The organism is Ruegeria sp. YTSC230, assembly GCF_059609665.1.
The window spans coordinates 1-26,193 of record NZ_JBXWMC010000009.1; the positions used below are offsets into that span (position 1 = coordinate 1).

The following is a 26,193-nucleotide window of genomic DNA, read 5'->3' on the forward strand; positions in this document are numbered from 1 at the left end:
CAGAAAACCCCGTCACAAAATGGGGCAGAACAATCAGCCAAATCACTCCATCACTCATAACAACACCAATCAACGCTGCAGTGAATTAACAGTGGACATGGCGTTGTCATATTGGCTTCACCCTTATCAACAAATGCTGATGCTCGGGCTTTTAGGGCAGAATGATGGGGTACGGAGGCGCGTTAAACATCTGCACAAACTGGGCTTAAGAACAGTACCGCTTCACTATCGATACGTTCCGCAAGATGCCGATACTAAATGTCTGGTTTCGGCATCTGGTTGTCCTCAAACATGAAAAGGACTAATTGGAGACCTTGGTTTGAGAGGATGGCTGTAATCGGTAATCTTCTTTATTAGGATCGGCAAAACAACATGATAGACTTAAGTAAAATTCGGCCATTGCGAAGAAGCCGCAACTACGAAATTTATCAGCATCCGTTTATTGAGCGCGCGCTGTTGAAAGTCCGGGTGGATGAACCGGTGCGTAACCACGTAATTCCTCGATATGCCGAGAGGCGCTATGGCAACCTCCGTCAGTGGAACCGGGAAGCAAACGAATACTTAGCCGCGTTGACACGAGGCTGCCCCGAGATTGAACGCCTTGCGGATTTTATGGGGTATGCTCCAACATCTCAAGGACCAGCGCTGGTGGTCGAAAAGATGACCGGTCCTGATGGCGATTTGGCGCCAACGCTGGAATCGGAACGGGCCGCATTGGGCGATGACATATCAGAGCGCAAACAGCTGCACAGCGAATTCATGGAACTCATGGACGACCTTGAACGTGGCCGGATTATCGTGGGCGACCTGAGTTTTGAAAACATTGTACGGGCGCAAGAGCGCAATGGAAAACTGGTCGTTATCGATGGCTTGGGCGAAAGAGTGCTGTTTCCGCTGACGCTGGTTTCTGATTTAGCATTCCGCAAGTCCATCGAGCGTCGCCGGACGCGCATGGGCCAGGCATTTGGTCTAGGCTAATGACACCCGCTCTACGGCAATCAACCGGCGTCGATTTGGCTTCGCTGCATAAGCCACCAGCTAAATAGGCGCCTTCCCGGCCTAACCAAACAAGGACCTGTTGGACCTAATCAACAGGGCTTGTCAGACGACTAGCTCTTTGCCGCGTCTATCAATTCAAAGAACTTTTTTCGAACCTGGCCGAGCTTACGGTCATTGTAACTACGAACCCATCTTCGCAGAGGAATGACTTGTTTAGACCCAAAGCTGTCAATCCAAACCCATCGCCCGGATCCGTCGGGCCATGTTTGATAGACAAGATTGCCAGTGTTCTTGTTGCTTATGATGACGCGTTCATCTGACAGTTGGTCGAAGTGACTATTGAGATCGCTCAAATGCTGAGGGGTGAGACGATCTTTGGCAATCAACTGACCCAGACTTGGGGAAAGCTGTCCATCCGGATCAGAAATGCGTTCATAGACAAGCGCCAAACCTTTGTCTGTCGGTGCGGTGCCAAACACCCTGCAAACGGGCATCACTTCCGGACTTTCCTGATGGCGGATCATCAGAAAAAAGGCTTCATCAAACTCACGCATGAAACCCTTAAAAGCGGTAGCTCTGCGAAACAGTCGGTCATACCACTTGTCGGTTACAAGCCTCGAACCTGCATCCATCGTGTGAGGTTGCGGAACCTTTAACAGCAACCCCTTGTCAAATGGGTGTTCATATACGAATTGCCTGTTTCCCTTCGCGATAACAGGGTTGTTTCCTAGTTCAAGCAGAGTGGGATTTTGTTGGCATTTCATATTTTCTGTTTAAGTTGATTCCGAACCAGCGCAAGTTGTTTTTTGACCATTGATATTGTTAGGTTAAACGCCGGAGACAATTGCGATCATGATGCTTGGAGTTCAAGCTGCACAGGGACGGTCACCATCTTGATTGTTGCCGGGAACCTATGGGGTCGCCGCAGTATCCGTCGCTATGCCCCAGCGGATGCGCCCGATCTCAGGAAGGGTCAAGTCCAAACGCTGACCACCTGACTGTACCATCCGACACTCTTTGCAAGCGATGACAAACAACTTGGAAATACCGGTGCGGTGTCCTGAGTTTTCAGATCTTTCGACCCTTGCGCACCCGTAATTTTCCGTTTCGAGGAGGTTTCGGCTATCACTTCGTATTCATAAGCCAGCACCGGCGGGTAGGGCTCTATTGCAAACTTTTGGCTGTTGACGCGCTTAGCTTTAGAGCGTGGATGGCTTTCGATCCCAGCTAGTCGAAAGTCAGTTCATACTCTCTTTCAAAGGCGCGCAATATCCCAAGGATGTGATCCTCTTTGCTGTGTTCTATTATGTCAGATATGGCGTGTCCTGCCGTGATCTTGAAGAAATCATGGCCGAGCGTGGCGTTGCAGTAGGTCATACGACGCTGAACCGCTAGGTGACAAAACACGCTGGTGCCATCGCCGAACTAGCGCGCAGAAGTAAGGGACCGTTTAACCACTCCTGGCGGATGGACGAGGCTTACATCAAGGTGAAAGGCGCGTGCGTTTATCTCTTTCGAGTCGTTGACAAAAGCGGAGCTAAAACAGCTGGCATCAAGGCCATAAACAAGATGCTAAAGGGCTTTGGATGCCCGATGCTAATTGAGATGCTCAGGCGGAAATGTTTGAATGGCATTGTGGAACAGAATGATCGATTTATCAAAGGACGAACCCGCCCGATGCTCGTCTTCAAGTCCTTTGCTTCAGCTTCAGCCACTCTGGCAGACATCGAAGTCGCGCACATGATCCGAAAAGGCCAATTCACACCTGGACTTTGCCCCTTTCAACAGGTCGAAGAACTGGCGGCCTGACACCGCAGGTCGGATGCATTTCTCCGAGCTGTAAGAAACTTCGCAACAGAACCTTTCATGGGTGCCATAAGGATCATTGTCCTCGGTCAACCCGTCATATGCTTGGACGGCCTCAAGACTGGCCTTAAAGACTCTGGCCCTTCGTTATCGATTGCCGTGGTAAAGACCCAATGACCGCTGCTACCTGCAGGTTCACGCTTGCGGAATCCATCATTCTGTTCCACAGGCTGGGCGCTAATCTGCGTTTGTGACATGGTGGTTTCTGCGATTTGTGCATTCATGATAAAGCCCTCCTTCGACGATACGTTGGCCGATATGCACCCGGCTTGTCCGCCATCGTTTGAGTGTGGTCCAATGGACCAAAGGTGTGGGTTTCGCCCGAACGCCCATTGGCCGTGAGACATCGAAACCGGCACCTTTTGCGCGTTTTTTCCCTGGAAAGGAGCGGGGCCGATGGAAAAGACCCGTTTCTGATCTGAGGACTGGGCGTCAGACTGAAATTGGGGGAATTTGGGAGGGGCACGCACTCTGCGCGCGGGAGGAACCAGGATTTTCATGGTTTCTGCTTGAGGCGAATTGAAATGAGAAATTGGAGCCGGACCAACGGTGCGGCTCTCTCTTCGCGCCTTGCCCTGGACCGGTTCAGATACGAGAGATTTGACTCCCTGGCGCCCGGGAAAACAAGCGCCGCAGACCGCAAGGCGGTCTGCTATCGCAACGATTAGAGTCACGGTGAGCCGCGCGCCCCGCGCGAATTTTACCACGCCAAAGGCATGACACAGTCAGCGGTTAGATGCGTTGACTTGTTCCCAATTATAAAATCACTGGATCACGGCATTTAGTGTCACATGACATCCAATTCACAATATGATTGCGTTTAAGCAGGAGTACCTATTGGGAAACGATGTGAGGTTTGACCAAGCTGGTAGATTGGAGATAGATCCTCATATGGCTCACCACCCTATCTTATGGACATTCCGTCGCTGCCCGTACGCGATAAGGGCCCGCCTCGCATTGGCGAGTTCACGAGTTACAGTCGAGCTGCGCGAAATTCTCTTACGGGACAAGCCAGAGGCCTTCTTAAAAACATCCCCATCCGGAACAGTGCCCACGCTTCGACTTCCAGACAAAGTTATAGATGAAAGTCTGGAAATCATGGTTTGGGCGCTCCAACAAAATGATCCGCAGCGGCTTTTAGACATGCCTCAAGAAGGTTGGGGTCTGATTACGGTAAATGATGGTCCATTCAAGGCGGCTTTAGATCACACAAAATACACCACACGGTATCCGGATTTAGACGCCAATGAGGAACGCAGGAAAGCGGCAAGCTACTTGCTCAGCCTCGACGAGCGGTTAGTCGGGAAGGCCTGGCTTTTCGGAGATCGCCCCACCCTTGCCGACCTGGCGCTTCTACCGTTTGTGCGCCAGTTTGCGCATATAGATCGGGCATGGTTTGACGTTCAGGAGTGGCCGAATCTAACAGCGTGGCTGGATCAATTCCTGGACAGTGAGATATTTTTGCTTGTGATGAGTAAATACGCAACTTGGTCAGAGGGCGACTCTCCGATTTGGTTCAAAGGCTAAGTCGAACACGTCGTATCTCGACCCACAGCCGACATCCAGCAGCCAACCGAGATGCTGCAGGTGCACCCCGCTTTGCCGCCATTCGCTACACCGACAAGATCAGAGGGCTGTCAAACTCAAAGATTGCGAAACCAAACAGCTGTTTATCGCAGTGCTGCTATTGGCCCCGTTGGTGAAATCTTGGGTGCAAGATTTAGATTCAGCTTTGAAACTCACCGTCGGACAACTCTCGAACGCAGTCCAGTAAGGCGCTTGAGTATCGAGACGTTTCGTCTTTCAACCGAAACAACGGCACGGATACGCTGACCGCAGCAATAGGCTGGGCATTTTCATCCAGGATGGGCGCTCCAAAACATGCAATGCCGGTTTCGTTCTCCTGATTGTCAAAAACGAACCCCTGCGCGCGGCATTGATTGATCTGCGCGCGCAATTGGATTGGATCCGTGGTTGTGAACGGGGTGATCGATTCCAGAGTCGCATTTTCCAGGAAAGCGGCCAGCTTTTCTTCAGGCAAAGCCGAAAGGTAGGCTTTGCCGACTCCGCTGGAGTGAAGCGGGACAAACGTTCCTATGGTCGAGTTCATGCGCACCGTCTCAAGGCTTTCGATCTTGTCGATATAAACAAGCCCGTCACCGCTTGGCACGGCAAGATGTACGGTTTCGCCCGTCTGATCCCGGACGCGACCCAAGGCATCCCGCGCCCTGTCACGAATGTCAGACTTGGCTAGCGCAGAACGGGCAAGATTGGTCAGGCGCGGGCCGGGTTTGTAGCTTTTGTCCTTTAACTGCACGATCAGCCCTTCAGACTCCAAGCCATTTAGTAGGCGGTACAGCGTTGGGCGCGTAAAGGCGCATTCATCCAGAAGTTCGGCCAGAGTTGGCGGGTTTCTGCGGTCGCAAATATGCTGCAACAGCCCTATGCTGCGCGCAAAGCTTTGGGTTCCCTGGACCTGTTTTGCCATTCCTACCTCTCCGATTGACGGGGCTTCTTGACGGTGTATATTCCATATGTTGATCATTGTGTCCATATTGTGGAATTGCAAAACTGATCGCAATGGGTAGGAGCCGAAATGCCACTGACCGAAACTGACGAAAATCCTCGCGTGCCATACAAGCATCCGATGCCGCAGGATGCCTTGCCCGAGATTGTGATCCCTGACGCGCTGGCCGAAGATGATCCGCGCATGTGGGTGCAACAGGCTGAGCACGTGTTTTTTCGCCCGCTCTGCCTGAATGTCTCGCAAGGCTACTGGATGAACCTGCTGAAAGTCACCAAGTCCGGTGTTTTGTCGCGCCACCGCCATGCCTGCCCGGTGCATGGTTTCGTGCTGAAGGGGCGCTGGCACTATCTTGAGCATGATTGGTTTGCCGAAGAAGGCAGCTATGTATTCGAGCCGCCCGGAGAGACCCACACACTTGTTGTGCCCGATGATGTCCAGGAAATGATCACCTATTTTCAGGTCAACGGGGTGATGTACTACTGCGATCCCGACGGAAATCACCTGGGCTATGAGGATGTGTTCACTAAGATCGATATGTGCCGTGCGCATTTCGAAGAGGTTGGCCTTGGCGCTGACTACGTGAAAAATTTTATCCGGTAAGACATCATGAGCAATGTAACCTATGACTTCGCAGGCCGTACCGCCGTTATCACCGGCGGGGCAGCCGGGATCGGAGCCGAAATCGCAAGCCACTATGCGGCTGCCGGCGCCAACGTGGCGATCTGGGATCTTTCAGGACCAAATGACGTCCCCGCGGGTGCTATCGCTTGCAAAGTGGATATCAGCCAACCAGACCAGATTGCCTCAGCAGTTGCAGAGACCAGAAAAGCCTTCGGTGGCATAGATTTTCTGTCTCACAATGCGGGTTTCGCCGGCCCAACACTTCCGGTCGTGGAAAACGATCCGGCGGTCTGGGCCCGCGTAATTGAGGTCAACCTGATCGGGACTTTTTACTTGGCTCAAGCCATCGTTCCCGTGATGCAAGAGGCTGGCTTTGGTCGGATCGTCAACATGGCCTCGCTTGCAGGCAAAGAAGGCACCCCTAACGCCTCGGCCTATTCGGCGTCCAAGGCAGGCGTCATCGGTTTCACCAAGTCGATTGCTAAGGAACTGGCGCAGACTGATATTCGCGTCAATTGCATCGCACCCGCCGCCATCAAAACGGCGATCCTGGATCAGATGACGCCAGATTTCGTGCAAATCATGATCGACAAATCCCCCATGAAACGCCTCGGCTGGGTTGAAGAAGCAGCGCGCATGGTGATGTGGCTAAGTTCCGAAGATTGCACATTCAACACCGGCGCAGTCTTTGATCTCTCAGGTGGAAGAGCGACCTACTGATGGCGCACGTTCGGGATTTTACGCCTGGCCCCGTGGAAGTGGCTGCAACTGTGGTGGCGGCACAGCATGGCCCCCAGGGCCTGTATGTTGTTCCCGATTTTTCATAGGCCTACGTGCGTGCAGCGTTGTCACAGCAGAAATACGACCTCCTCTGTTTTACCCATTTTGAAACTTCGACCGGATTGTAGCAACCGGTCGATGCCCTCGCCAAAATCGCCTCAGAGGCGGGCGTTCCTATTATGGTCGAAAGTGTCAGCGCACTTTGCACATATCCCGCGCATTTGGATGGCTGGGGGGGTGTCGGTGATGACGGCCGCCTCGCAGAAAGGCTTGGGCTCTGTACCGGGGGTCGGGTTGATCGCCGTTTGAGATGAAGCCTGGAACCTGATCAAAGCGAAACAGTCTCCGCGCGACGGCTTCACGGATGTAATCCGATGGCGGGATCAATACGACGCCTCAAGAAATTGGCATCCAAGCCTGACATCCATGCCCGTGGCGGTCGTTCACGCGCTGGACGTCGCGCTGGATGACATGCTGAAAGAAAGGCTGTACACCCGCTACGCCCGTCACGCCGAGGCACGCGATTTCTATCGCGATGGTCAGGCGGAAGTATCTAAATAACATCGTGGAACAGGACTATCGCCTCATCAAGAGACACACTCGACCGATGTTAGGGTTCAAGGCCTTTGCTTCAGCGGTGGGTTCGGCACAAGTGTGGGTTTAAGTCGTTCAAATTCGATACGGCCACGCTTGTTGGGATCCAAGTCGTCAACATGATCCGGGAACAGCAATTCTCTAGCGCAACGAACTCGAGCTTTCGGATGTCTGCTGGGATTACAGGATGACTTCGCCTGCCATAACATCGACGCTGGTCTATCGAAAACTTTGCGACACAAGCCAGCAGGGATCTCATCTGGCAAGTTTTGGATATGGAATCCATCAGAAAGTTAGCGGAAAATGCTAACATTCAATGCGCAGATCGACCCAATAAGGGCGGTGATCGGAACCAGTTGCGCTGCAATCCACCCAGGCCCTCTCTACTGAATGGACCAAATCGGGAGTGATCAAACAATAGTCCAGCCGCAAAGGCTGTGCAGGTGCGCGATCAGGCGGGTCGGGCCACCACGTAAATCCGTCGCCATCGGATCTATTCTTTGCAACGACCCAGCTGTCCGCAAGGCTGTCCCAGTGTAGGTTGTGACCGGTCGCTATGTCAGGTTCGCCGGTCAAAGCAGTGTATTCCGGACTGTCAGGAACTAAATTGAAATCGCCCAGCACAATTGTACTATTGGGGGCTTTCGGCTCATGTTCACCCTGAGACCAATCCATGGCGTGAAAATTTGCCAACTCGATAGGGTCATGCTTCGGTGCCGATCCGGTCCAAGATCCCCCACGAGCCTGCGCACCCTGATGCAGGGAAATCAGATATTGCACCTGTAGCAACTTTTCTCGCCGGGACGCAGACGATAAATGCAGAGAATAGACCCGCAGCGGACCGCCCGGGGTGTCCAGGATACATTCCAGCGCGCCAGTCTCCATCCCAAGGCTGCAAGCGGTAGCAATCTTGGGTAACAGGTGGCGGCGCACCTCCAGGATACGGTATTTAGACAGCAACATCACGCCGAATTGGCGACGGCGGTTTTCAACGCGGCCGTCTGTGCCGAAGCTGCTGGCGTCCATGTCGAACGCCGGAAAATAGCTCCAATGGTAGTCGGGCAGGAAACCCGCCAATTGTGTCGGCTGGTCTTCCATGCCACTGCGACGCCAGTTGCGCTCGACCTCTTGCAAGGCGATGATGTCGGCGCCGCGCACCTCATCGGCGATACGAGCGGAATCATAAACCCCGTCCATACCCAGAGTGTAGCGGATATTGTAGGTTACCAATTTCATGGAACTGCTCAATACAGCGACGGGTTGTTTTGGGGCCGCCCACCGCTGTTTTCCGGAGCTTTGATTACAGCAGCCAAGTCTTGACCAGTGCGCCGTCGAACATGGTGCCACCACCCGGATCGCCTTCCCAACCGCCGATCTGTTCGCTGACCCCATCGATAAAATCATTGAACATCGGGATAATAGCGCCGCCTTCGTCGCGCACCATCAGACCCATCTCGTGGTAGAGCGATGTGCGCTTGATCGGATCAAGCTCTGCCTTGGCCTGCAACAGCAGTGCGTCGAAGTCTTCGCGCTTGAAGCGAGTGTCGTTCCAGTCGGCATCCGATTTATAGGCAGTGGAGTACATCTGATCCTGCACCGGACGGCCTGCCCAATAGGACGCGCAGAATGGCTCTTTGTTCCAGACTTCGGACCAGTAGCCATCGCTAGGCACGCGCTGGATCTCCAGCGGGATACCTCCCTTGGCCGCACTTTGCTGATACAGCGCTGCGGCATCCACCGCGCTGGGGAATGCAGCGTCCGACACTTTCAGCACAATCGGTCCATCGTGACCGGATTTTTGGTAGTAATGGCGGGCTTGATCCGGATCAAAGCTGCGCTGCTCGATATCGCCGGAAAACAGCGGATAAGCAGCGTTGATCGGCATGTCATTGCCTACGCTGCCAAAACCGCGCAGCACCTTGTCGACCATCTCCTGCCGATCGACCGCCAGTTTCAGCGCCATTCGTAGGTCGTTGTTGGCAAACGGCGGCGTGTCGGTGTGCATGACAAAGACATAATGGCCGCGGCCCGATATGGTTTCGATCCGCAGGCCAGGCGCGCGACCCAGCAACTTGGCGATCTTGGGCGACACCCGGTTGATGAAATGGACCTGACCGCTCTGCAGCGCTGCCGCGCGGGCGGTGTCATCGTTCAACACCAGGATCTCAATCTCATCGGCGTGGCCTCGGCCCTCGTCCCAATAATTGGCGAATTTTTTGAATGCGTAGCGGGTGCCGGCTTCGTTGACCTCGACCGTGTAGGGCCCGCTGCCAATGCCTGCAGCCGGGAGCGCCATACCACCATCCGGCTGAACCACCAGGTGGTAGTCCGCCATCAGGTATGGAAGGTCTGCATTTGGTGTATCCAGGGAAACGCTAAAATAATCGCCATCCACCTTCATCGACTCGATGCCACGCATGATACCCAGCGCACCAGATTGTGCCTCTTCGTTTGAGTGGCGCTGCATGGTCTTAAGTACGTCGTCCGGCGTCAACGTTTTGCCGTTGTGAAATTCCACACCCTTGCGAATCTTGAAGGTCCAGGTCTTTGCGTCATCGGACGCCTCAACCGATTCCGCCAAGCGGGGAACAATCTCACCCTGAGGGCTGACTTCAACTAACAAATCGCCAAAGGCCGTGAGCACATTGGCAGTGACGGAACTGGCTGACAGCGCCGGATCCAGGCTATCGGTGCTGGCGCCGCCTTGCAGGCCCGCACGGATCAAACCACCCTTTTTCGGACCTTCGGCGCGCACTGCAGAGGCCAGAAGGCTGTTAGCGCTGGCAGCGGCCACACCCAGCGCGCCAAGGCGGCCGATGAATTCTCGGCGGCTTATGAAACCTTTGGCCGCCTGTTTCACATAGTGATTGATGATGTCAGACATGTTTTCCCCTGCTGGCTGCACCGGCCCCAGCAGGGCCATACAGCCTTCTTGTTGTTCATGTGCCCAAGTCAGGGCATTCACAGATTTGTTGGCAGAAAGTGGCTTTATTTACTACGTCCATTTAGATTAAATGTTGCAAACCAATTTGGAGTTCGCACGTGCCAGGGCAAACGAAGCATTTTGCGCCGCTGCCATTTTTGAAACTGGATCGCGAGGCTGGCACACCGCTCTATCTGCAACTGGTTCAGCACCTGCGCCGGATGATCCAGAACGGGGAAATCAAACCCGGGCAGAAACTGCCCTCAACCCGCTGGCTAAGAGAACACCACGGAATTGCCCGCAGCACCCTTGTCGCCGCATTTGAGCAATTGACCAGCGAGGGTTACCTGCAAAGCCAAACCGGTTCCGGAACTTTCGTCAACCCGGAGTTTCCAGGCCTAAACCCCGGCGTCAGGAACGTGCCGGAAACCACCCTTCCACCAAGGTTATCGAAGCGCGGCCAGGCGGTAACAGAGGGGCTGGATTCATCTTACTTCGATCCGGTCATGGTGCGCCCCTTCCTGGCCAACATTCCTGCCATAGATCTGTTCCCGCACAAGATCTGGGGCCGGATCGAAAACCGAATCCGCAACCGGCTGGACAGTACGATGATGGCCTATGGCCAGCCCGGCGGCTTTGCGCCCCTACGTGAGGCAATCTGTGATTACGTACTAAACCGGCGCGGCCTGAAATGCAGCCCAAGTCAGGTCATTGTCACTACCGGCTCCCAGCAATCGCTGAATCTGATTGCTGCTCTGCTGCTAAACCCTGGCGACAAAGTGTTGATGGAGGATCCATCCAGCCCGGTGGTACGGGCTAGCTTTCTGGCTCAAGGCGGAGCGATCGTGCCTGTCCCGGTGACGGAAACCGGTGCCGCCGTTCCGACTGACGGCGCGGATTCTGATGGGGCACGTTTGGCCTATCTGACTCCCTCCTGCCAGTATCCTCTGGGCGCCGTGATGCCGATAGCCCAGCGGCTAGATTGGATGGACTGGACCCGCCGCAATGATGCCTGGCTCATCGAGGACGATCTGGACAATGAGTTTATGTTCGGCGGGCGCCCGGACCCGGCGATCTACTGCGACGACCACCATGCGCGTACCATCTACGTCTCCAGCTTCAACAACGCGCTCTTCCCGTCGCTGCGGCTTGGCTTCATCATTGCACCCCGGGCGCTGGCCAGACCGCTGATGGCGCTCAGCGCCGTCACTGACCGCGGCCCCAACACCTGGCTGCAGGCGGTGTTGGCAGAGTTTATTGAGCAGGGACATCTGAACACTCATATCCGACGCATGCACAGTGCCTATACACGTCGCCGCAAGGCGATGATTGACAGCTTTGCTCGCATTGCCAACCCGCCTGTGACCTTGCACAAGAACACTAGCGGGCTGAGAGTGATTGCAGACCTGCCTGCCTGCCTGCCGGATACGGAAATGCTGGATGCGTTGGATGCGCACGGCGTGGCGGCCTATGCGCTCTCATATTATTGCATGCAGCGGCAGGACTTGAATGGGTTATTATTGGGTTTTGGCTGCACCCATGAGGATGACATTCCGGCTGCGGTTGCGGGTCTTTGTTCATGCCTCTCTGACTTCAACAATAACAAAATTTGAGGAAGCAGACTTTCACCTGAACAAAGTATTACCTTTTTGGGACTTGGGCATTGTCAGGTTGTTTTCATTCGACTGAAAGTTGCCATGCCGAGATGGTTTAGGCGGCCTGTTGGCCGCTGTACTGAGTCCACAGATTGACGGCAACCGCTCGTGAATGGCGATAAGAACAGGCTGAAAGACGGTTGCGTTTGGGTCGGAATAGGGCGGCGGTTTGATCGTAGACCGACAAGAACGGTTGCGCCTGAGAGGGTGACTTGAACTGGCCCATAACCTTCTGTCACCGCCTCTTATGTCCGTGCAAAGCCTCAACGCGATTGTTCAATCCTTTTTGCTGGCGTTGATCAGTCTCCGGGGCTGAGGCTGCCATAGCGGCGCGGTAGGAACGTAGTTTATCCGTGATGGTCACGCGCGGTTGCCCCAGGTCTTGAACGGCTTCCTGAATAAGCGCATCGCGGCGGCCTTGTTGCGACACGGCTGAACAAGGATATCAAGTGCGTCGCCGTTGCCATCGACCGTGCGCCACAGCCAATGTTTTCGACCATTGATAGGCACTACGACTTCGACGAGGTGCCATTTGTCCGCCGGACGTAGCCGATGACCGAACGCGGGAAACGGAAACCCCTGAGGCGGGACAGATCAGACTGATCCAACATGGCATCGCGCTACAACCGCAAACCCATTTTTACAACCTGGCAACGCCTTCTAACCACCAGGCACATCTGGGTTAGTCCCAATAGTTTTCGATTTGAGAGATAAATCCGGGAACAAAAACACAGCTCTTTGACCCATCACCAAAAAACTGATTGGCGACATGCACGCCTCCACTCTTCACATAGCGCGTCGTTGGCAGCATTTCTTCCCCTGCTCGACAGCTTCCAACTTAGCCAAGATGCATCTGGGTACGGTCGCAAAAATAGTTAGGTAAAAAAACAATTGAATGGATTTGAGTCGCGCCTAGGTTACGTCTTAAGCAGTGCGTGCCCAGGCGCGACGAGTTTTTACACCATAAAACCAAACGTGTGGGTGGCTAAAAATAAGTGAGAAAACCAGCTTGCTATCATGCGCAATCCTACCTGCTCGTAACTCGCAATTGTTTTGTTGTGTTGCAGGAAACTGGTGATGAAACCACGCTCAATGGTCAAAACGACTTGACCCATTCTAGACATTCGAACACTGCAAAAATTGGGATGACTGCTTCAGCAGAGCCGGACTTCGGACACTGCATAACATCGCACGGTTGGTTCGCCGTTCAGCAGGACCTAGAAGACCTTGGCCGCTTATCTCTCGGATGGATTTCCGAATTGGAAGTTCAACTGGCGGTTTGTCCTGAGGTAAGACAACGGCGTCCCCAAAGCCTCCTCTGCTTTTAAGATCACAGAAGCCGAAGCACGGGCGTCTTCACCTGCATCATGGTGATGAAACTCAAGGCCGAGGTATTTCTTAAGATTTGCCAACCCGTGCCCGCCGGCGCCCTTCAAGGACGGCCATGCCCGACGGGCAATCGACACGCTATTCGTCCAATGCGACGAGATCATTGGCAGCCCATACCGGGTACAAGCAGCCGTCATCGCCTTTTCATCAAACGTACTGTGTTGCACAAGATTGTGGGTGTTCAGGACTTCAAACAAGGATGCGTAAACCGTTGGGAATGTTCCAGCCCCAATCACGGTTTCGGCAGAAATCCCGTGAAGCTCAGTATTGAAAACCTCGAATGGTCCCTCGGGGTCAATCAGTACAGAATAGGTTTGCATGGAACCAGTGTCGCTAACAAAACAAAGCCCAATCTGGCATATGCTACCGATAGAATTGCTCGCCGTTTCGACGTCCAACGCAATAAATCGAAAAGGTCCGGCAGGCGGCGTACTAAGATGTCCAAATTTGTTAAATGTGTCCACCGTTTGAACGCTCTGAATCTGTCGGATTTCCTCAGCTTTCGCTGCCAGTTAGACAACTGAACATCTTAGTTTTTGCAGGTCGAATGGGTCTTGGCAAGCCGTTCTAGCGCGCAAGGAGTTTAGTCTGCCTATACGACGCTTCACTCACGGCCCATACCTGCCGTTCAGCGAGCAGCGCAAATGCCGTGGTGCGTCCGTCAAACCGAATTTTCGACCTGAGCGCTATATCTGGAGGTGGTCTACTAGCACTCTGCGGACCAAGCGCCGATTCGTTGCAGACACACGAATGGCGGCTTCAGTAAATTTCCCTGCTTGATGTTGGGCGGCAGAGAAGCTGATCACCAAGCTGGAAACTGTCGCACCTGACAAGTACCGGACGTCGTTTCTTCAGCCGGATGAAGTACTGGGAGCCGCGGCCTTTCGCCTGGCTATTTGGCGCCGCCAAAAGATAGCCCTTAAATATTTGGAGCACTCAAGCCAACAGACCCGTCGTGTGATCTGGCCCATACTGCTGGGTTATCGGGACACCAGCCGCATCATCGCTGCATGGTGCGAGATGCGAGATGCGAGATGCGAGAAGGCTTTCGGTACTTTCGGACAGAACGGATCATTAAGGCGGAGGTCCTCAATGACAGCATTCCTCGGCGAATGGACCTACTTCGTGCAGAGTGGCGTAACGCGGCGGATGCAGAACGTAAGCGTTATGAAGAGGAGGCAAAAGACAAGGGTTCCGAAGGACTGCTTTGAGGAAGCAGCAGCGCAGCGGCAGGTTTGGGCCGTCCTCGTGTCAGTTTTTAGCGAGGCAGAGGGCTTTGCCGCGATGGCACCGAGGTCCGTAAGGAGCCCTTTGTGCCTGATGCTGCTTTTTGCCCAAATGTCGGCTGTTCGAGCTTTGTCGATTTCCACCTATTCAGTTTCGCGGAGGGCCGTAGCGAAGTCAAATTTCACCGGACAAAGGCTGCCGTACTGCGGGAGGTGCCGCCGACGGGCGGAAACTTGATGTCTTTTCTCAAAACCTTGACGTGCCCGCGCAATAAATCTGAGCCGCAGAATACCATGTTTATTGCACACACAGCGAAATGAACACGCTTAGCTGGAAGGTGCGAAATGATGAGAAACGTAATGATTGCATTTGTCACTGCATTCGCTATTGCTATGTGTGCTGGAATGTCCATGGCCGGTCCGTTTCAAGGCCATGACCAGCGCGGATAAGCACAGGACGTTCGCTCCGCAGTTTCGCAAGCACATAACCACGCTGGTACAAAAAATGTCAGTGATCGCAGTGTTTTGACAAACAGCGATGAACGTCGATATGACACAGTTTCCCTAAGGGAGAGGTTGCAGGCGGACAGGTGTTCGGCGGGCTGGAATTTGGCATCGACCATCTGTCATCAGGTGTCGGTAACCGCTTGGCCAGCGCCGATATCTCGGCCGTCGGCTACGATGCTACCCTCAGTGCACTTTTGGTTGCGGACAGTCAGTTTTATATCGACGGTCAGCTGCGCGATGGGTATTTCGACAGCCAGATAAGCCCGAACGGTGAGGCCGCCGTGGATGCCGATGACAGCGGGTATGAGATTTCCATTGAGATTGGCACGCCTGTTCATGCTGCTGAACGGCGTTGTTGAAGAACTCGACTAAGGAGAATTCACAATGTGAATCCATGTGATTAGGAGGGCGGAATGCCGAAGCCGACTCCCACTCGCCATCGCACGAAGAACTGGGCCAACTACAATGCTGCTCCGAGAATGCGTGCCTCGTTGTTGATTTGGATTGATCGGGGATGACCTGGCTGGCGCGGCCCGAAAGCTGTTCAAGTTGCCTCTGCGGCAGACTGCAGGTGTGGTTGCCAGCCTGCTGGAGTTGGCAGGGCTGGATTGGCTGGAGCTAGACTATTCGACCCTCTGCCGCAGGCAAAAGACACTCACCGTTCGGATCCCATGCCGACGGCCCCTTGAACCTCTTGGTCGACAGCAGGGGGATGACGTTCCTCGGCAATGGCGAATGGCAAACGCCCAAGCATGGCGCGTAACGCCGCACCAGCGGCGCAAAGTGCATCTGGCTATGGGCAAAGGGGACGTCAGACATCCGCGCGGCTGAATTCACTTCGAGCCGCGACAGCGGTAGCCCGGTCCTGCCGGACCTGATCAACCAAGTCCCGGAAGACCAGCAGATCGGCACGGTGACTGCCGATGGCGCATATGACACCCGACGATGCTACGCAGCCATCATCGAACGACAGGCCACCGCAATCATCCCGATCCGCAAAAACGGGCGTCTTTGGAAAGAGGACTGCCCGGCGGCCAGGCTCCGGAACGAGATCCTCCGCGCCGGTCAAGGGGCCAGCGCCGCGCGGAACGCGCGTCGTCTTCTCGACAAAATTCCGGTTCCTACCCCGCGTGAGGCACGCGTGGGTCCCTCCCGGATTTGGCCGTTCCGACCCCTTGACAGTTGTGGAACGTCACAGATATTTGATCTCACTCGATGCCCAAAACCTTAGTAAATCAGTGAAGCGCATCCTTCAATTCTGACCCAAACGTCAAGCATTTTTGACCCAACACAAATAGCAGCATTCATCGACACTGCGGCCAATGCCCCATTCTCCCAGTCGCACTACAGCGATCAATACTTAGGGTTCGGGCGTTGACAAGCTCTCGGCCGGGCTGCGCTGTTAGACGGCGATCACCCAGTGGCATTGCACTTGCCAATCATCACCAATGTTTAACTCAACCCACCAAGCAGACAGAGTATTGGGGTCAGCTACCTCTCGTCGCTAGTGCCGTTTCGAACCTGCCAACAAGAAATACCTAGTGAATTAAATATCAAATTTCATTGTCACCGAGTCTCAAAAATTGATTGGTATTGCAGAAACTTTTGACGCCTCGTTCAGCTCAGCTAGAGTGCCACAATGTTGCAGCCAATTTAAGGATCGGGGACCGGATGCCTCAATCGATTTTTGTTCTTGTGCATGGCCTCTGGCATGGCGGTTGGTGTTGGTCTCGGGTCGCCGACATCCTCCGGACACGGGGCCATCAGGTTCACACGCCGACCAATACCGGTGTCGGGGATCGGTCACATTTGATCAACGCAGAGATTACCTTGGAGACTTTTGCGCGCGACATCGAACAGCATATCTTGTTTGAAGACCTCCAGGACCTGGTTCTGGTCGGTCACAGTTTTGGCGGTGCCACGATTTGCGGAACCGGCGATAAGGTGGCTGAAAGGATTTCAAAGGTGATTTATCTTGATGCAGCAATATTGCAGCCGGGCGAGAGCTGGTTCGATTTGCTGGATTCCGAAATTGCCCAGGCCCGCCAGGATCTGGCCAATCAGTTCAGCAACGGCCTTAGTTTGCCCCCGGTTGACCCGGAAATTCTGGGTGTGACTAAGGCGGCGGACATCGCTTTCCTGAAGCCGCGCTTGACCCCACATCCTTTGGCAACGTTAAAGACGTCATTGGCCATGCAAAAGCCTGCAGGAAAAGGGTTGAACCCCCACTATATTCACTTATCAGATCCGCCCTATATGCCTGCAAACGGATCGCTCGACCGCGCGAGGCAATATGGCTGGCCCATTTCCGAAATTGCCGCCTGTCACGAGGCGATAGTAACCGCACCATTGGCTGTTGCCGATGAATTGGAGCGCATCGCGAACGAGAAATGACAGGATATCTCAAGTTCCCAATCTGGGTGAGTAAAAGCGAATTTAGTACACGGCTAGTGTTGTGATCTGGTAGTCAGATCTTCGGTATCGCTACTGTTGAGCACACAACAGTACTAGCCTTGACAGAATGGGCGTTGATCTTGTGCGGACACCAAAAACCCTATTGGCGCCGCAGGTCGGGACGTTCTCAACGTGAAGCAAAGTCAGTTCAGATCAACCGAACAAATTGATAGTCACCCGTCAATTACTCACTGCAATAATGCGCCAGTTTTTGGGTAAAACCACCGTGACTTGCAGGCGAAGTCCAAAACCGTCGGGGCCCCCGCGTGGGCTTTCAGCTCAACACGTTGCGCCACTGGAAAGCTGAAGCGGCAGTTAGCCCCCGATTATGTTGCTACTTCGCTTCAGTGAGTGCCCGAACGATACAGACCCCTTGAGACGTATTTTTGCCGTCTGCCAGAAAAGCCAACTCTGCAGCTCTTTTAGACTTTGATGACTGGAGTTCAGCTCGGGCTTCGGGTGAAAGCAATGCAACCATGCACTCAGCCAGTAATAGGTTTTGATTGTCAGTCATGTCGCTACGCGACAGGTATTTCACATAGCTGTCTGTTGCCAGCTGGTCTGCGGACACAAATTTTGTCGGTATCAACACGAGCGAGCAGATAGTAGCCAACCTCATTACTTTCACTGTTCGTAAGTTCCTGTCCGGTGTTTGAGCTTTGGCTGACGCTAATAGAAATCGCGCTTCGGTATACAGACTCCGTCGGGCCTGGCGCCAAACAGAGTACGCTTTTAATCGGCGACCAGCTTTGTCACCATTAGATCGACCCCAGTATTCGTACGATACCAACCTATGTTCACCTGCAAGGACGGCCCAGAGCCGGCATCCAACCCATTGTTTTGACGCTGCAATCGCAACCCGTATCGCAGGCTTTCGCTGCACGTGATCGAAAAAGTAGCCACGGTGATCTCCGAAATTCTGTTGCCTTGTGTTTGGCAAGGGCAAGGGAAACGATCGGCGACAGATTATGCTCTTTTTTGGCATCGAACCATCGTTCACGGCACATATCTATCATTCAACCGGCGGACACCGGACTGTGCGGCAAACGCACGCCTTGCGGAAGCCAAGGGGCTTGATCGAAGGGCAATCGGCCTATTCTAATTGTTCTGTTGCTTGAGATTGGTGATGGTGGTGCCAAGGCGGCAAGTACAGGGGGCGCTGTTCAGCCAATGTTGAATATTCCGAAAGAAACGATCAATAACTGGCAGAGAATTGTTAACCTCATCGCTAGATTGGCGGATGTGCCTGCCAGTCTGGTGATGCGCACCCACACCCCCGAACACTCAGTCTTCGTCAGGAACGATACTGCGGACCACCCTTATGACGTCGGGCTGTGTTTCAGATTGAACGACAAACTCTACTGCCATGGCGTTCTGGAACAGGGCGAATTGGTGGTGGAAGACGCGCAGTACGATCCCCGATGGGCGGACAATGACGACATGGAACACGGTATGAGTTTCTATGTCGGCTTCCCGCTCTACTGGCCGGACGGTTCTGTTTTTGGGACAATTTGCGTTTTGGACTCGAAACTGAACCGACGTGCTCTGATGTTCCGCGAAGGGCTGAAAGAGTTTGCTCGCGTGATCGAAGCGGATCTTAAACTGCTTGTCGAAGCGGACCGACGCGTTCAGCTTGAACGACAACTTCAGGAAAGTCTGGATCAACTGGAAACACGTGTCGAAGAACGCACCGCCGAGTTGGAAGAGGCAAACATCGCCCTGCGCGTTTTGCTGCAAAGCGTTGAGCGGTCGCGCGATGACTATAACCAGAACATCATGCGACAGATCAAAGGAGTTGTCGCGCCGACTTTTGCCAAGCTGCGCAGCCGGGTCATAGGAAACGACGCGGCGCTGGCCTATCTTGATATTCTGGAAGAGAATTTAAGATCCATCACTGCCTCGATGTCCGACGAAAAGCGGGATGTGTTCGAACAGCTGACCCCGTCCGAACAGGACATCGCCCAAATGATTATACGCGGCCAGACCACAAAAGATATTGCTCAGGTTTTGTCGCGTGAGCCGAGCACAATCGAGTTTCATCGCAACAACATACGCAAGAAACTGGGCTTGCGGAAAACGGGTCAGAACCTGCGTAGCAAGCTGCGGTCCCTGCAATAATCATGGGGATGATCCCCATGATTTACTCTTGGTTTTCTCACACTCATCTGACCGACTACCGTTGTTACCCTTTTGTCCATGGTGCCAATCCGGGTGCCGGGCAACAACAGGGAAACACATAATGGAACGAGAAGACCTAAAGCTGGAACCGACATTGGTGAATGGCAAGAAAGACGATCTGACGCCAGGCCTTTCGCGACGTTCTTTTTTCATGGCCGCCGGAGCAGCAGGAGTGGGCGGTGCTGCGTCTTTGTTGTCCAGCACATCGGCTCAGGCGCAATCGACAGACTGGACCCAGCCGGGGAACAACAATGGTGTTATCGAATTGCAGAAAACCACGGGCACTGCTGTCGATGGCGATCTGGGGATCGACTTCTACGGCCATTGCGCGCTGAAATTCACCTCGCCGAGCGGGGCGACGGTGTTGTTCGACCCATGGCGCGATGACCCGTCCGGTGCCTGGGGGCTGTGGTTCAAGAATGAATTCCCCGAGGTGCCAGTGGACATCTGCATGTCCACCCACACGCATTTTGACCACGATGCCATTCACCGCCCGGTCTCAACTATGGTGCTGGACCGGATGGTTGGAAACTTTGAGTTTGCCGATATCAAGATCACGGGGTTTGCCGACAAACACGCGTGCCAGGCTCCGGGTTGGTACAATTGGACAAACGCCTTGGCTGAATTCGGCGTTGAAGCCTGCCCGCCCAATAATGTTAGCCATATGGACATGGTGGTCTATGTGATCGAGGCCGGTGGGTTGCGAACCCTGATCTGGGGCGACAATAGGCACAACCCGCCGCAGGAATTCTGGGATGCCATCGGGGAAATCGACATCCTCACTCTGCCGGTGGACGGATCGCAACACATTCTCAGTTATGGTCAGGGCGATGATATCGTGTCGCGCCTGAACCCCAAAGTTATCATTCCGACACATTATCTGAGCGAGACCACCAGCTATACCCTGACCACCTTGCAGGACGCGGATGAGTGGGTGAAGTCCCAACCCAGCTACAAGATGTTGGACGGCGCCAATCTGTCGCTGAACGCGGCGGACGTTGCAGGAATGGACAAAGAGTTCATGTATTTTGGCAACCACGCCCAGACGGGGTAACGGCTGGCTTTGCGCCCTTGCTCAACTCAGTAGAACGGCCAGCGAATTTTTCCGCTGGCCGCTCGTAGTTTCAAAATTTGTTTTCGAAAATAACATAGCTCGGCGAATTTCAGTCGAATTGAAGGCTCGCGGTCCAAACCTGCCTTTCACCGACCAATCAAATGCTGCGGTCGCAGCCTGCTTCGCCGTCATTCACTGCAAGTGCAAAGTTACGTGCACGCCGGAAGCCGGGAGCGCAATAAAGCTGCCCTTAGAAGAAATACTTGATGCTAAAGTAAGGCCCGTGCCGGTCGGCGTCATAGGCGAATTCTCCTGAACTCAGCATGTCGCTGTAGTCGACGCTGAAATAGCGGCATCCAAATGTGAGGGCGGTTGTCTCTCAGGGTTGGAAATCAAAACCAACACTCGCACCGATTTGAAGGTCATTTCCGCCAGCAACGAAGCAATTCCGGGCCAGTTTTGGCTCAGTCGCCACATCCCGCGCTTGCCGATTACGGGTTCTATCCAATCCTGATCGGCGCCCAATACAGGCGGATTGCCAGGCGTCGGAGTGAAGATGTCTGTTTCCTAACTGATGGAGTTGTACCTCTGTCCCGCCTGAATATCGATTGCATACCGCTGGTTTTTAGCAGCAAATGCTCCGTCAACGATACGGTAAGCACCTAGAACACCAGACCATTTTGACGCACGTTTACGTTCAGCTCGGCACCCATCGAGCCAGGCAGCGTCGGCGATTATTCCAAAATCTCCATTCCATGCCTCATACCGGCCGGCCGCTGCGAAATCGAGCAAGTCCAGCACGTCGCCAAGATCTAGATCAGCGGCTTGACCAGCCACGGTGGATGTCCCCGTGGTTCGCAAGGGTGTGAACAGATAGAACGCAGCACCATGACCCCAGCTGGATTTGTCCTGGTCCGGCGCGGTCAGTGATTGAGCACAGGAAAGTGTCGGCAGCGTTAAAATGCACGTCGCAAGCGCAATCACGCTGAAAATTATGCGGTGAGACGTAGCTTTGTCTTTGGGGTTCCTGAAACTTAGTAGTTGAATCTGAGACCGATTCCGACGCCTTGATTATAAGGACGATCTGCTCCGATCCCGATCAGCACATCTGCATAGAGGGCAATACCGGGGCTAAGATTTTTGCCAATCTGAAACTCAGCGGTTGCAGGCCAGGCGTTGTTTTCCCAATCATAGGGCGCTTTGATATCTGCTTTGACCCAATACCCATCGCCAAACGGTTGAAGCGCAATCAGGCGCATTGCAGTTTGGCTGACATCAGTCGGGCCATTGTACGACGCGAAATGCTGGACCAAAGGGATCAGCGTCAGCCCGGTGTTTGTGTTGGCAAAGGCAAAGCCACCAAACGGGGCGATCTGATCCGACCCGGTGCCAATGCCTTCATCGGGGTCGCCAAAATCAAGGATCCACTCCAACCCAAGCGCGGATTTGACGGTCCAGGTGTCATTCAGGGGTTTCTGTGACGGGAAATAGATCAGCTTCAAACTGGTCTTTTCAAACCCGCTGAACCGTGCGCCAGTCGCATTTGTCGAATTGTAGTGGAGCTCATATTTCAGCTTCAGATCAGGGCGCAGCATATATGCGCCATCAATGAACACATCCTGACGGTCTGCCCCACCTTCAAGATCAAAATACTGATAGCGAATGTCCGTGTTGTTGACAGCAGCCAATGGGTTTGACGCGTTTTCCTCAGCTCCGACAGCGAAACCCGCTATCAGCAACCCGGACGTCAGGATTGATTGGATAATGAAGTGGCTGGCCATCGTGTACCTGAAAAACTTCGTGCGATTGGTAAGACGGTGGCTTTGCCACCACCGTCCCAAATTCGCTATTGCCAGCTGGAAAAGACTTCTCTGGTCAGTTCGCTTTCAGGCCGAAGGTTCTCGATACCTTCGTAAGGAACACCCTTTCCAAGTGGCAGATGCGGGTGTTTGGCAATGGTTTTTTGATGGCGCTTGACCATGTCCTGAAAGGACGCCCCTGACCACAAAGAGTACCCGACAAGGGGATGTTCTTCACGCGGGTCGCGGTAGACATTGAAAACAGGTGCCGCTGCGCCCGGCTGGCCGGGGGCAGGCAGGTGCATCTTAAACTCCTGTTTGACCACTGAGCGCAAAACGGGCCCCTCGTACACATAGACGTAGTCTCGGCGCGAGTTGCCTTCGCCCTCAAGCAGCAGCGCGGTTTGGTCAATCCCGTCAATCACACGGTCGCGCGGAATGCGGTCGGTTGCCCCTGCAATTCGGGCAAAGGTAGTGAACAGATCCGAGACATGCACGATATCACCAGCTGCGCTTCCCGGCTCGATTACTCCGGGCCACCGGATAAATGCATCTGTACGCACGCCGCCTTCCAGGTGCTGGGTCTTGCCGCCACGGTAAATCAGCTGGTTTAGACCTGATGTCCCCTCGTAGTGATACATCAAGCCATTGTCAGCCATGACCATGACGACGGTGCTGTCTGCCTTGCCAGTTTCATCGAGCTTGGCCAGAACTTCGCCGATCCAGCCGTCCAGAACCTGTAATTTGTCGGCATGGAAGCCACCATTGCGGGAAACGGCCTCATCAGGGTAGGCAAAGTTCAGCGGGTAGAGCGGCCAGTACTGCATGAAAAACGGGTCGTCCTGCGAAGCCAGCTTCTCCAGCTGCTCCAATGCCTGACGCTGATAGCGCTGGTTCATTTCCTCGTATTTCGCCTGCGTCCATTCCTCGCCTGGTGCCATATCGACTTCGCGGGCAAGACCGCCAGCTTCACCTTCAACGCCAGTTACCAGACCGTAGGGTTTGAACCGCTGGTCCAATTGAAACTGGTTGGACTGACCCGACGCATGGTAGCCAAGCATGTTGTTGGCGACCATTGCGTCACGTGTCATCAGACTCAGTTGAACCTGCTGGTGCAAGGGAAAGGCCGCCCAGTCAAACCCCTGATTGTGCGGGTAGGATTGTTCAATATCGCCTTGATGCCATTTCCCTACATGCGCTGTGTTGTACCCTTCTTCCTTCAGGATTTCGGCAATCGTGACTTCTTCAGCCGCAAGACCTTCACCGACTAGAGCAACCTTGACCTCTTCCACACCCGCGCGCGCCGGGTGACGACCGGTCAACATCGCTGTTCGTGTCGGTGTGCAGGACGGCTCGGTATACATTCTCATCAAGGACATGCCTTCTGTGGCAAAATCGTTGATGTTGGGCGTATCGAAACCGGTGACGTAGTTCATCGTCCGGTTGCCCATCTGACCAAAACTGACATCGTCAATCAGAATGTAAAGAATATTAGGTGGTTTGCCGCCATTGGCGCCGCGGATCTCGGAAAGCTTCGCTTCGATCTCCGTATCCTGAGCGTCCCATTGTTCGCCAAATTGCGCGCGGAGAAAGTGGAATTCTCCATCATGAATGATGGGCGCATCCTGAGCGAAGCCCGCGCCAGCCATCAGCACCATGGCAGAGGCATGTTTCCATATTGATCTCATCGGTATCTCTTCCCCATTTTCGAATTACATCTTTCCTGCACGCCGCAGGGACTGGGCGATTTCATCCCTAAGACCATCCAGGGTCTCGCTGATGTCGCATTGAATCTGATACGATTGGCTTCCCGGCTCAGCATTCATGGAGAGATACTCGTCGCTGAGAAGCTGGTAGTCTTGGCAGATCTCATCGAACACAGTGTCCACGCGCCGTAAGTCCGCAATTGCGGCCTGGTGGTCGGGAAACAGCGTATCAAGTTCGAGGCCTTTCAATTTCGATGTCTCGTTCGATAGATCAGCAGATATACTGGAGTGTTGGACGAATTCACTTTTAACAATAGGTATATCGGGGCATAATACGGTGTAGTCATGGATGTAACTCGCTGAAAATATGGAAGTATTTAGAGACAAGTCACCTCCTCTGAATGAGGGCATTGCGCCTGACGCTGAGGATGTGCGGGCCGCACTTCAACGACTTGTCAGATCCTCGACTTTCGCAAGTTCACAGCGATTGCAGGACTTTCTTGTCTATGTGGTCGAGGAATCGCTTAATGGCCGCGCTAATGACATCCGTGCCAAAACCATCGCCATGGACGTCTACGGCGGGACCATGTCCGAGATGGCGCGTCGAGAAAATGTGGTGCGGGTGGATGCCGGTCGCCTGCGTCGCAAGCTGGCCGACTATTATGTCGAAGATGGCCGCGATGAAATCACTGTTTTCGATCTGCCAAAAGGCGGATACGCACCTGAGATCTCGATTAGGTCGCCCGGGACGGATCAGCCTGAAGTTTCCGAGAGGGAAACTAAGAGGCACACTTGGCTTCGCCCGTTCGTTGGGATTACAGGGGTTTTCATTTTTATCTGTGTTGCTGCTGCAATTGCGTTAATGTCGACAAATCGTGGGGTTCCAGTCAACCTGCCAGTCGATGGCCTGAGCCAAGATGAGCGCAGCGCCATTTTTGATGCATCCCCCATGCGGCTTCAGGCCGTCAACCTGGCCAACTCAGGCCGCGATTTGATTTTTCCGGCGTTGGAGCCCGCGCGGCTGAACGGAGCCCTGACAATATTCAAAGGGGCAATCGAAAACGACGACAGCTATTTCGGAGGCCACGCAGGAGCCGCGCAGGTTGCAGCAATGATAGCGTTGGTTTCACCGGACGCCGATCCGACCGGGGACATGCTGCGTTACGCGGACACACAGGCCAGCAGGGCCATTGAATTGGCACCCGAAACGGGGTGGAGCCAATCTGCAAAGGCCTGGGTCGAATTTACCAAGGGAAATTGGCCTGAAGCTACGGAGTTCTCGTACAGGGCACAGCGTTTAGCACCAAACGACGTGCATGTGCTGGAGTTCGTCTCACTGATCTTGTTGTACGCAGGTGAGTTCGAAGAAGTCGTGATGATCAGCGAAGATGCGCTGTCGAAAATAGATTTGGACCGGGGTTATGTGTTTCAGAACGCGATGGGGTCTGCAAAGTTTCACCTGAAGGATTTCGAAGGTGCCGTTTCCGCCTTTGAGCAGGTGACCGAAAAGGGCGGCCCCGTCGGCCCTGTGTCTGTGGCTTATCTTTTGGCGGCTCACCAGATGCTGGGTAACGAAAGTGAAGCTCAGGCCTTGGCGGATAAACTCTCGCGTGAGTGGCCTGACAGTCGGGTGGATATTTTATTTCAGAGACTGTTCGCGGACCGGGCATACGGAGTGGAATTAGGTGAAGCTATGAAACAAGCCAATTGGAAGCCAAAAGTTAACGAATGAAGCTCGTGTCTTGGCTATCGGAGCCATTCCAGTACGAACTGGCCACGGTGGTTGTTTAACCAAACATCGTTTCCAGCTAGGAAGCGTTATAGCTCACTGCCTCATTGCCGCTGGAGTTCGCAGACGGCCCTAACCGGACTTTCACTTTGAGGGGAAGATTATTACCTTTTCTAGAAGTAGGCA

Annotated in this window: 23 protein-coding genes and 4 pseudogenes; 15 read left to right on the plus strand and 12 right to left on the minus strand. The window is 53.9% G+C overall.

The genetic code is table 11. From position 1 onward, the window contains the following. A partial coding sequence (locus AC2FD9_RS17250) for a hypothetical protein (protein WP_496838063.1) occupies nucleotides 1-295 on the plus strand: 295 nt, incomplete at its 5' end. A 77-nt stretch (nucleotides 296-372) separates the two neighbouring features. Beyond that, a complete protein-coding gene (locus tag AC2FD9_RS17255; protein WP_282121617.1) occupies nucleotides 373-978 on the plus strand; it encodes a YrbL family protein in 606 nt (201 codons plus the stop codon). Between the two features lie 131 nt (nucleotides 979-1,109). On the opposite strand, the gene AC2FD9_RS17260 is transcribed toward AC2FD9_RS17255, so the two are convergent. Further along, nucleotides 1,110-1,763 carry a YrbL family protein gene (locus AC2FD9_RS17260; RefSeq protein WP_496698991.1) on the minus strand — a complete coding sequence of 218 codons (654 nt, stop codon included), beginning with the start codon at nucleotides 1,761-1,763 and terminating at the stop codon, nucleotides 1,110-1,112. Nucleotides 1,764-2,244: 481 nt separating this feature from the next. Between AC2FD9_RS17260 and AC2FD9_RS17265 the strand changes: the two are divergent. Next, nucleotides 2,245-2,808 (plus strand): annotated as a pseudogene (locus AC2FD9_RS17265) (IS6 family transposase). A 948-nt stretch (nucleotides 2,809-3,756) separates the two neighbouring features. Beyond that, nucleotides 3,757-4,392: a glutathione S-transferase gene (locus tag AC2FD9_RS17270; protein ID WP_496838065.1), complete on the plus strand. Its 636-nt coding sequence runs from the start codon at nucleotides 3,757-3,759 to the stop codon at nucleotides 4,390-4,392. 199 nt (nucleotides 4,393-4,591) lie between these two features. Here the strand turns inward: AC2FD9_RS17270 and AC2FD9_RS17275 are convergent, their stop codons facing one another. Beyond that, the gene (locus tag AC2FD9_RS17275; RefSeq protein ID WP_496838067.1) at nucleotides 4,592-5,353 is read right to left on the minus strand and encodes an IclR family transcriptional regulator; all 762 of its coding nucleotides are present in this window, start codon (nucleotides 5,351-5,353) and stop codon (nucleotides 4,592-4,594) included. Between the two features lie 108 nt (nucleotides 5,354-5,461). Here AC2FD9_RS17275 and AC2FD9_RS17280 point away from each other — a divergent pair, with 108 nt between their 5' ends. The 4 genes and pseudogenes from AC2FD9_RS17280 to AC2FD9_RS17295 form a co-directional block, all read left to right on the plus strand. Then, a complete protein-coding gene (locus AC2FD9_RS17280) occupies nucleotides 5,462-5,992 on the plus strand; it encodes a 2,4'-dihydroxyacetophenone dioxygenase family protein (protein ID WP_496756588.1) in 531 nt (176 codons plus the stop codon). A 6-nt stretch (nucleotides 5,993-5,998) separates the two neighbouring features. Continuing rightward, on the plus strand, nucleotides 5,999-6,733 hold the full coding sequence (locus AC2FD9_RS17285) for an SDR family NAD(P)-dependent oxidoreductase (RefSeq protein WP_496838068.1): 735 nt from the start codon (nucleotides 5,999-6,001) through the stop codon (nucleotides 6,731-6,733). 486 nt (nucleotides 6,734-7,219) lie between these two features. Next, complete coding sequence (locus AC2FD9_RS17290; RefSeq protein ID WP_496838069.1) at nucleotides 7,220-7,354, plus strand: hypothetical protein; 135 nt, start codon at nucleotides 7,220-7,222, stop codon at nucleotides 7,352-7,354. After that, a pseudogene (locus AC2FD9_RS17295) lies at nucleotides 7,338-7,578 on the plus strand (hypothetical protein); the annotation flags it as partial. The gene AC2FD9_RS17290 and the pseudogene AC2FD9_RS17295, both read left to right, overlap by 17 nt. Before the next feature lie 115 nt (nucleotides 7,579-7,693). Here the strand turns inward: AC2FD9_RS17295 and AC2FD9_RS17300 are convergent. Then, nucleotides 7,694-8,623: an endonuclease/exonuclease/phosphatase family protein gene (locus AC2FD9_RS17300; protein ID WP_496838070.1), complete on the minus strand. Its 930-nt coding sequence runs from the start codon at nucleotides 8,621-8,623 to the stop codon at nucleotides 7,694-7,696. Between the two features lie 64 nt (nucleotides 8,624-8,687). Next, entirely contained in the window at nucleotides 8,688-10,271 is a 1,584-nt protein-coding gene (locus tag AC2FD9_RS17305) for an ABC transporter substrate-binding protein (RefSeq protein WP_496838255.1), read from the minus strand. A gap of 158 nt (nucleotides 10,272-10,429) precedes the next feature. On the opposite strand from AC2FD9_RS17305, the gene pdxR reads away from it, so the two are divergent. Next, complete coding sequence (pdxR, locus tag AC2FD9_RS17310; protein ID WP_496838071.1) at nucleotides 10,430-11,923, plus strand: MocR-like pyridoxine biosynthesis transcription factor PdxR; 1,494 nt, start codon at nucleotides 10,430-10,432, stop codon at nucleotides 11,921-11,923. Nucleotides 11,924-12,020: 97 nt separating this feature from the next. Here the strand turns inward: pdxR and AC2FD9_RS17315 are convergent. The 3 genes and pseudogenes from AC2FD9_RS17315 to AC2FD9_RS17325 form a co-directional block, all read right to left on the minus strand. Next, nucleotides 12,021-12,508: pseudogene (locus AC2FD9_RS17315) on the minus strand (IS6 family transposase); the annotation flags it as partial. A 413-nt stretch (nucleotides 12,509-12,921) separates the two neighbouring features. Continuing rightward, nucleotides 12,922-13,080, minus strand: a complete 159-nt coding sequence (locus tag AC2FD9_RS17320; protein WP_496838072.1) for a hypothetical protein — start codon at nucleotides 13,078-13,080, stop codon at nucleotides 12,922-12,924. A 120-nt stretch (nucleotides 13,081-13,200) separates the two neighbouring features. Beyond that, the gene (locus AC2FD9_RS17325; protein WP_496756612.1) at nucleotides 13,201-13,818 is read right to left on the minus strand and encodes a 3'-5' exonuclease; all 618 of its coding nucleotides are present in this window, start codon (nucleotides 13,816-13,818) and stop codon (nucleotides 13,201-13,203) included. Nucleotides 13,819-15,170: 1,352 nt separating this feature from the next. Between AC2FD9_RS17325 and AC2FD9_RS17330 the strand changes: the two genes are divergently transcribed. From AC2FD9_RS17330 to AC2FD9_RS17340, 3 genes and pseudogenes are all read left to right on the plus strand, one after another. Continuing rightward, nucleotides 15,171-15,446: an autotransporter outer membrane beta-barrel domain-containing protein gene (locus AC2FD9_RS17330; protein WP_496756619.1), complete on the plus strand. Its 276-nt coding sequence runs from the start codon at nucleotides 15,171-15,173 to the stop codon at nucleotides 15,444-15,446. Between the two features lie 54 nt (nucleotides 15,447-15,500). After that, nucleotides 15,501-16,150, plus strand: a pseudogene (locus AC2FD9_RS17335) (IS5 family transposase); the annotation flags it as partial. 608 nt (nucleotides 16,151-16,758) lie between these two features. Then, a complete protein-coding gene (locus AC2FD9_RS17340) occupies nucleotides 16,759-17,481 on the plus strand; it encodes an alpha/beta hydrolase family protein (RefSeq protein WP_496838073.1) in 723 nt (240 codons plus the stop codon). 792 nt (nucleotides 17,482-18,273) lie between these two features. On the opposite strand, the gene AC2FD9_RS17345 is transcribed toward AC2FD9_RS17340, so the two are convergent. After that, complete coding sequence (locus AC2FD9_RS17345) at nucleotides 18,274-18,444, minus strand: hypothetical protein (protein WP_496838075.1); 171 nt, start codon at nucleotides 18,442-18,444, stop codon at nucleotides 18,274-18,276. Nucleotides 18,445-18,651: 207 nt separating this feature from the next. Between AC2FD9_RS17345 and AC2FD9_RS17350 the strand changes: the two genes are divergently transcribed. Further along, a complete protein-coding gene (locus tag AC2FD9_RS17350) occupies nucleotides 18,652-19,659 on the plus strand; it encodes a LuxR C-terminal-related transcriptional regulator (RefSeq protein WP_496838076.1) in 1,008 nt (335 codons plus the stop codon). Nucleotides 19,660-19,780: 121 nt separating this feature from the next. Beyond that, on the plus strand, nucleotides 19,781-20,773 hold the full coding sequence (locus tag AC2FD9_RS17355; protein ID WP_282170410.1) for an MBL fold metallo-hydrolase: 993 nt from the start codon (nucleotides 19,781-19,783) through the stop codon (nucleotides 20,771-20,773). 567 nt (nucleotides 20,774-21,340) lie between these two features. Here the strand turns inward: AC2FD9_RS17355 and AC2FD9_RS17360 are convergent. From AC2FD9_RS17360 to AC2FD9_RS17375, 4 genes are all read right to left on the minus strand, one after another. Beyond that, complete coding sequence (locus AC2FD9_RS17360; RefSeq protein WP_496838077.1) at nucleotides 21,341-21,757, minus strand: hypothetical protein; 417 nt, start codon at nucleotides 21,755-21,757, stop codon at nucleotides 21,341-21,343. A gap of 50 nt (nucleotides 21,758-21,807) precedes the next feature. Next, nucleotides 21,808-22,554 (minus strand): hypothetical protein, encoded by a 747-nt coding sequence (locus tag AC2FD9_RS17365; protein ID WP_496838079.1) that lies wholly within the window; start codon nucleotides 22,552-22,554, stop codon nucleotides 21,808-21,810. 65 nt (nucleotides 22,555-22,619) lie between these two features. Beyond that, nucleotides 22,620-24,260 (minus strand): sulfatase-like hydrolase/transferase, encoded by a 1,641-nt coding sequence (locus tag AC2FD9_RS17370; protein WP_282170408.1) that lies wholly within the window; start codon nucleotides 24,258-24,260, stop codon nucleotides 22,620-22,622. Between the two features lie 24 nt (nucleotides 24,261-24,284). Then, nucleotides 24,285-24,527, minus strand: coding sequence for a hypothetical protein (locus AC2FD9_RS17375; RefSeq protein ID WP_496699031.1), 243 nt, complete (start codon nucleotides 24,525-24,527; stop codon nucleotides 24,285-24,287). A gap of 238 nt (nucleotides 24,528-24,765) precedes the next feature. On the opposite strand from AC2FD9_RS17375, the gene AC2FD9_RS17380 reads away from it, so the two are divergent. Further along, nucleotides 24,766-26,010 carry a tetratricopeptide repeat protein gene (locus AC2FD9_RS17380; RefSeq protein ID WP_496838081.1) on the plus strand — a complete coding sequence of 415 codons (1,245 nt, stop codon included), beginning with the start codon at nucleotides 24,766-24,768 and terminating at the stop codon, nucleotides 26,008-26,010. Nucleotides 26,011-26,193 lie beyond the last annotated feature (183 nt).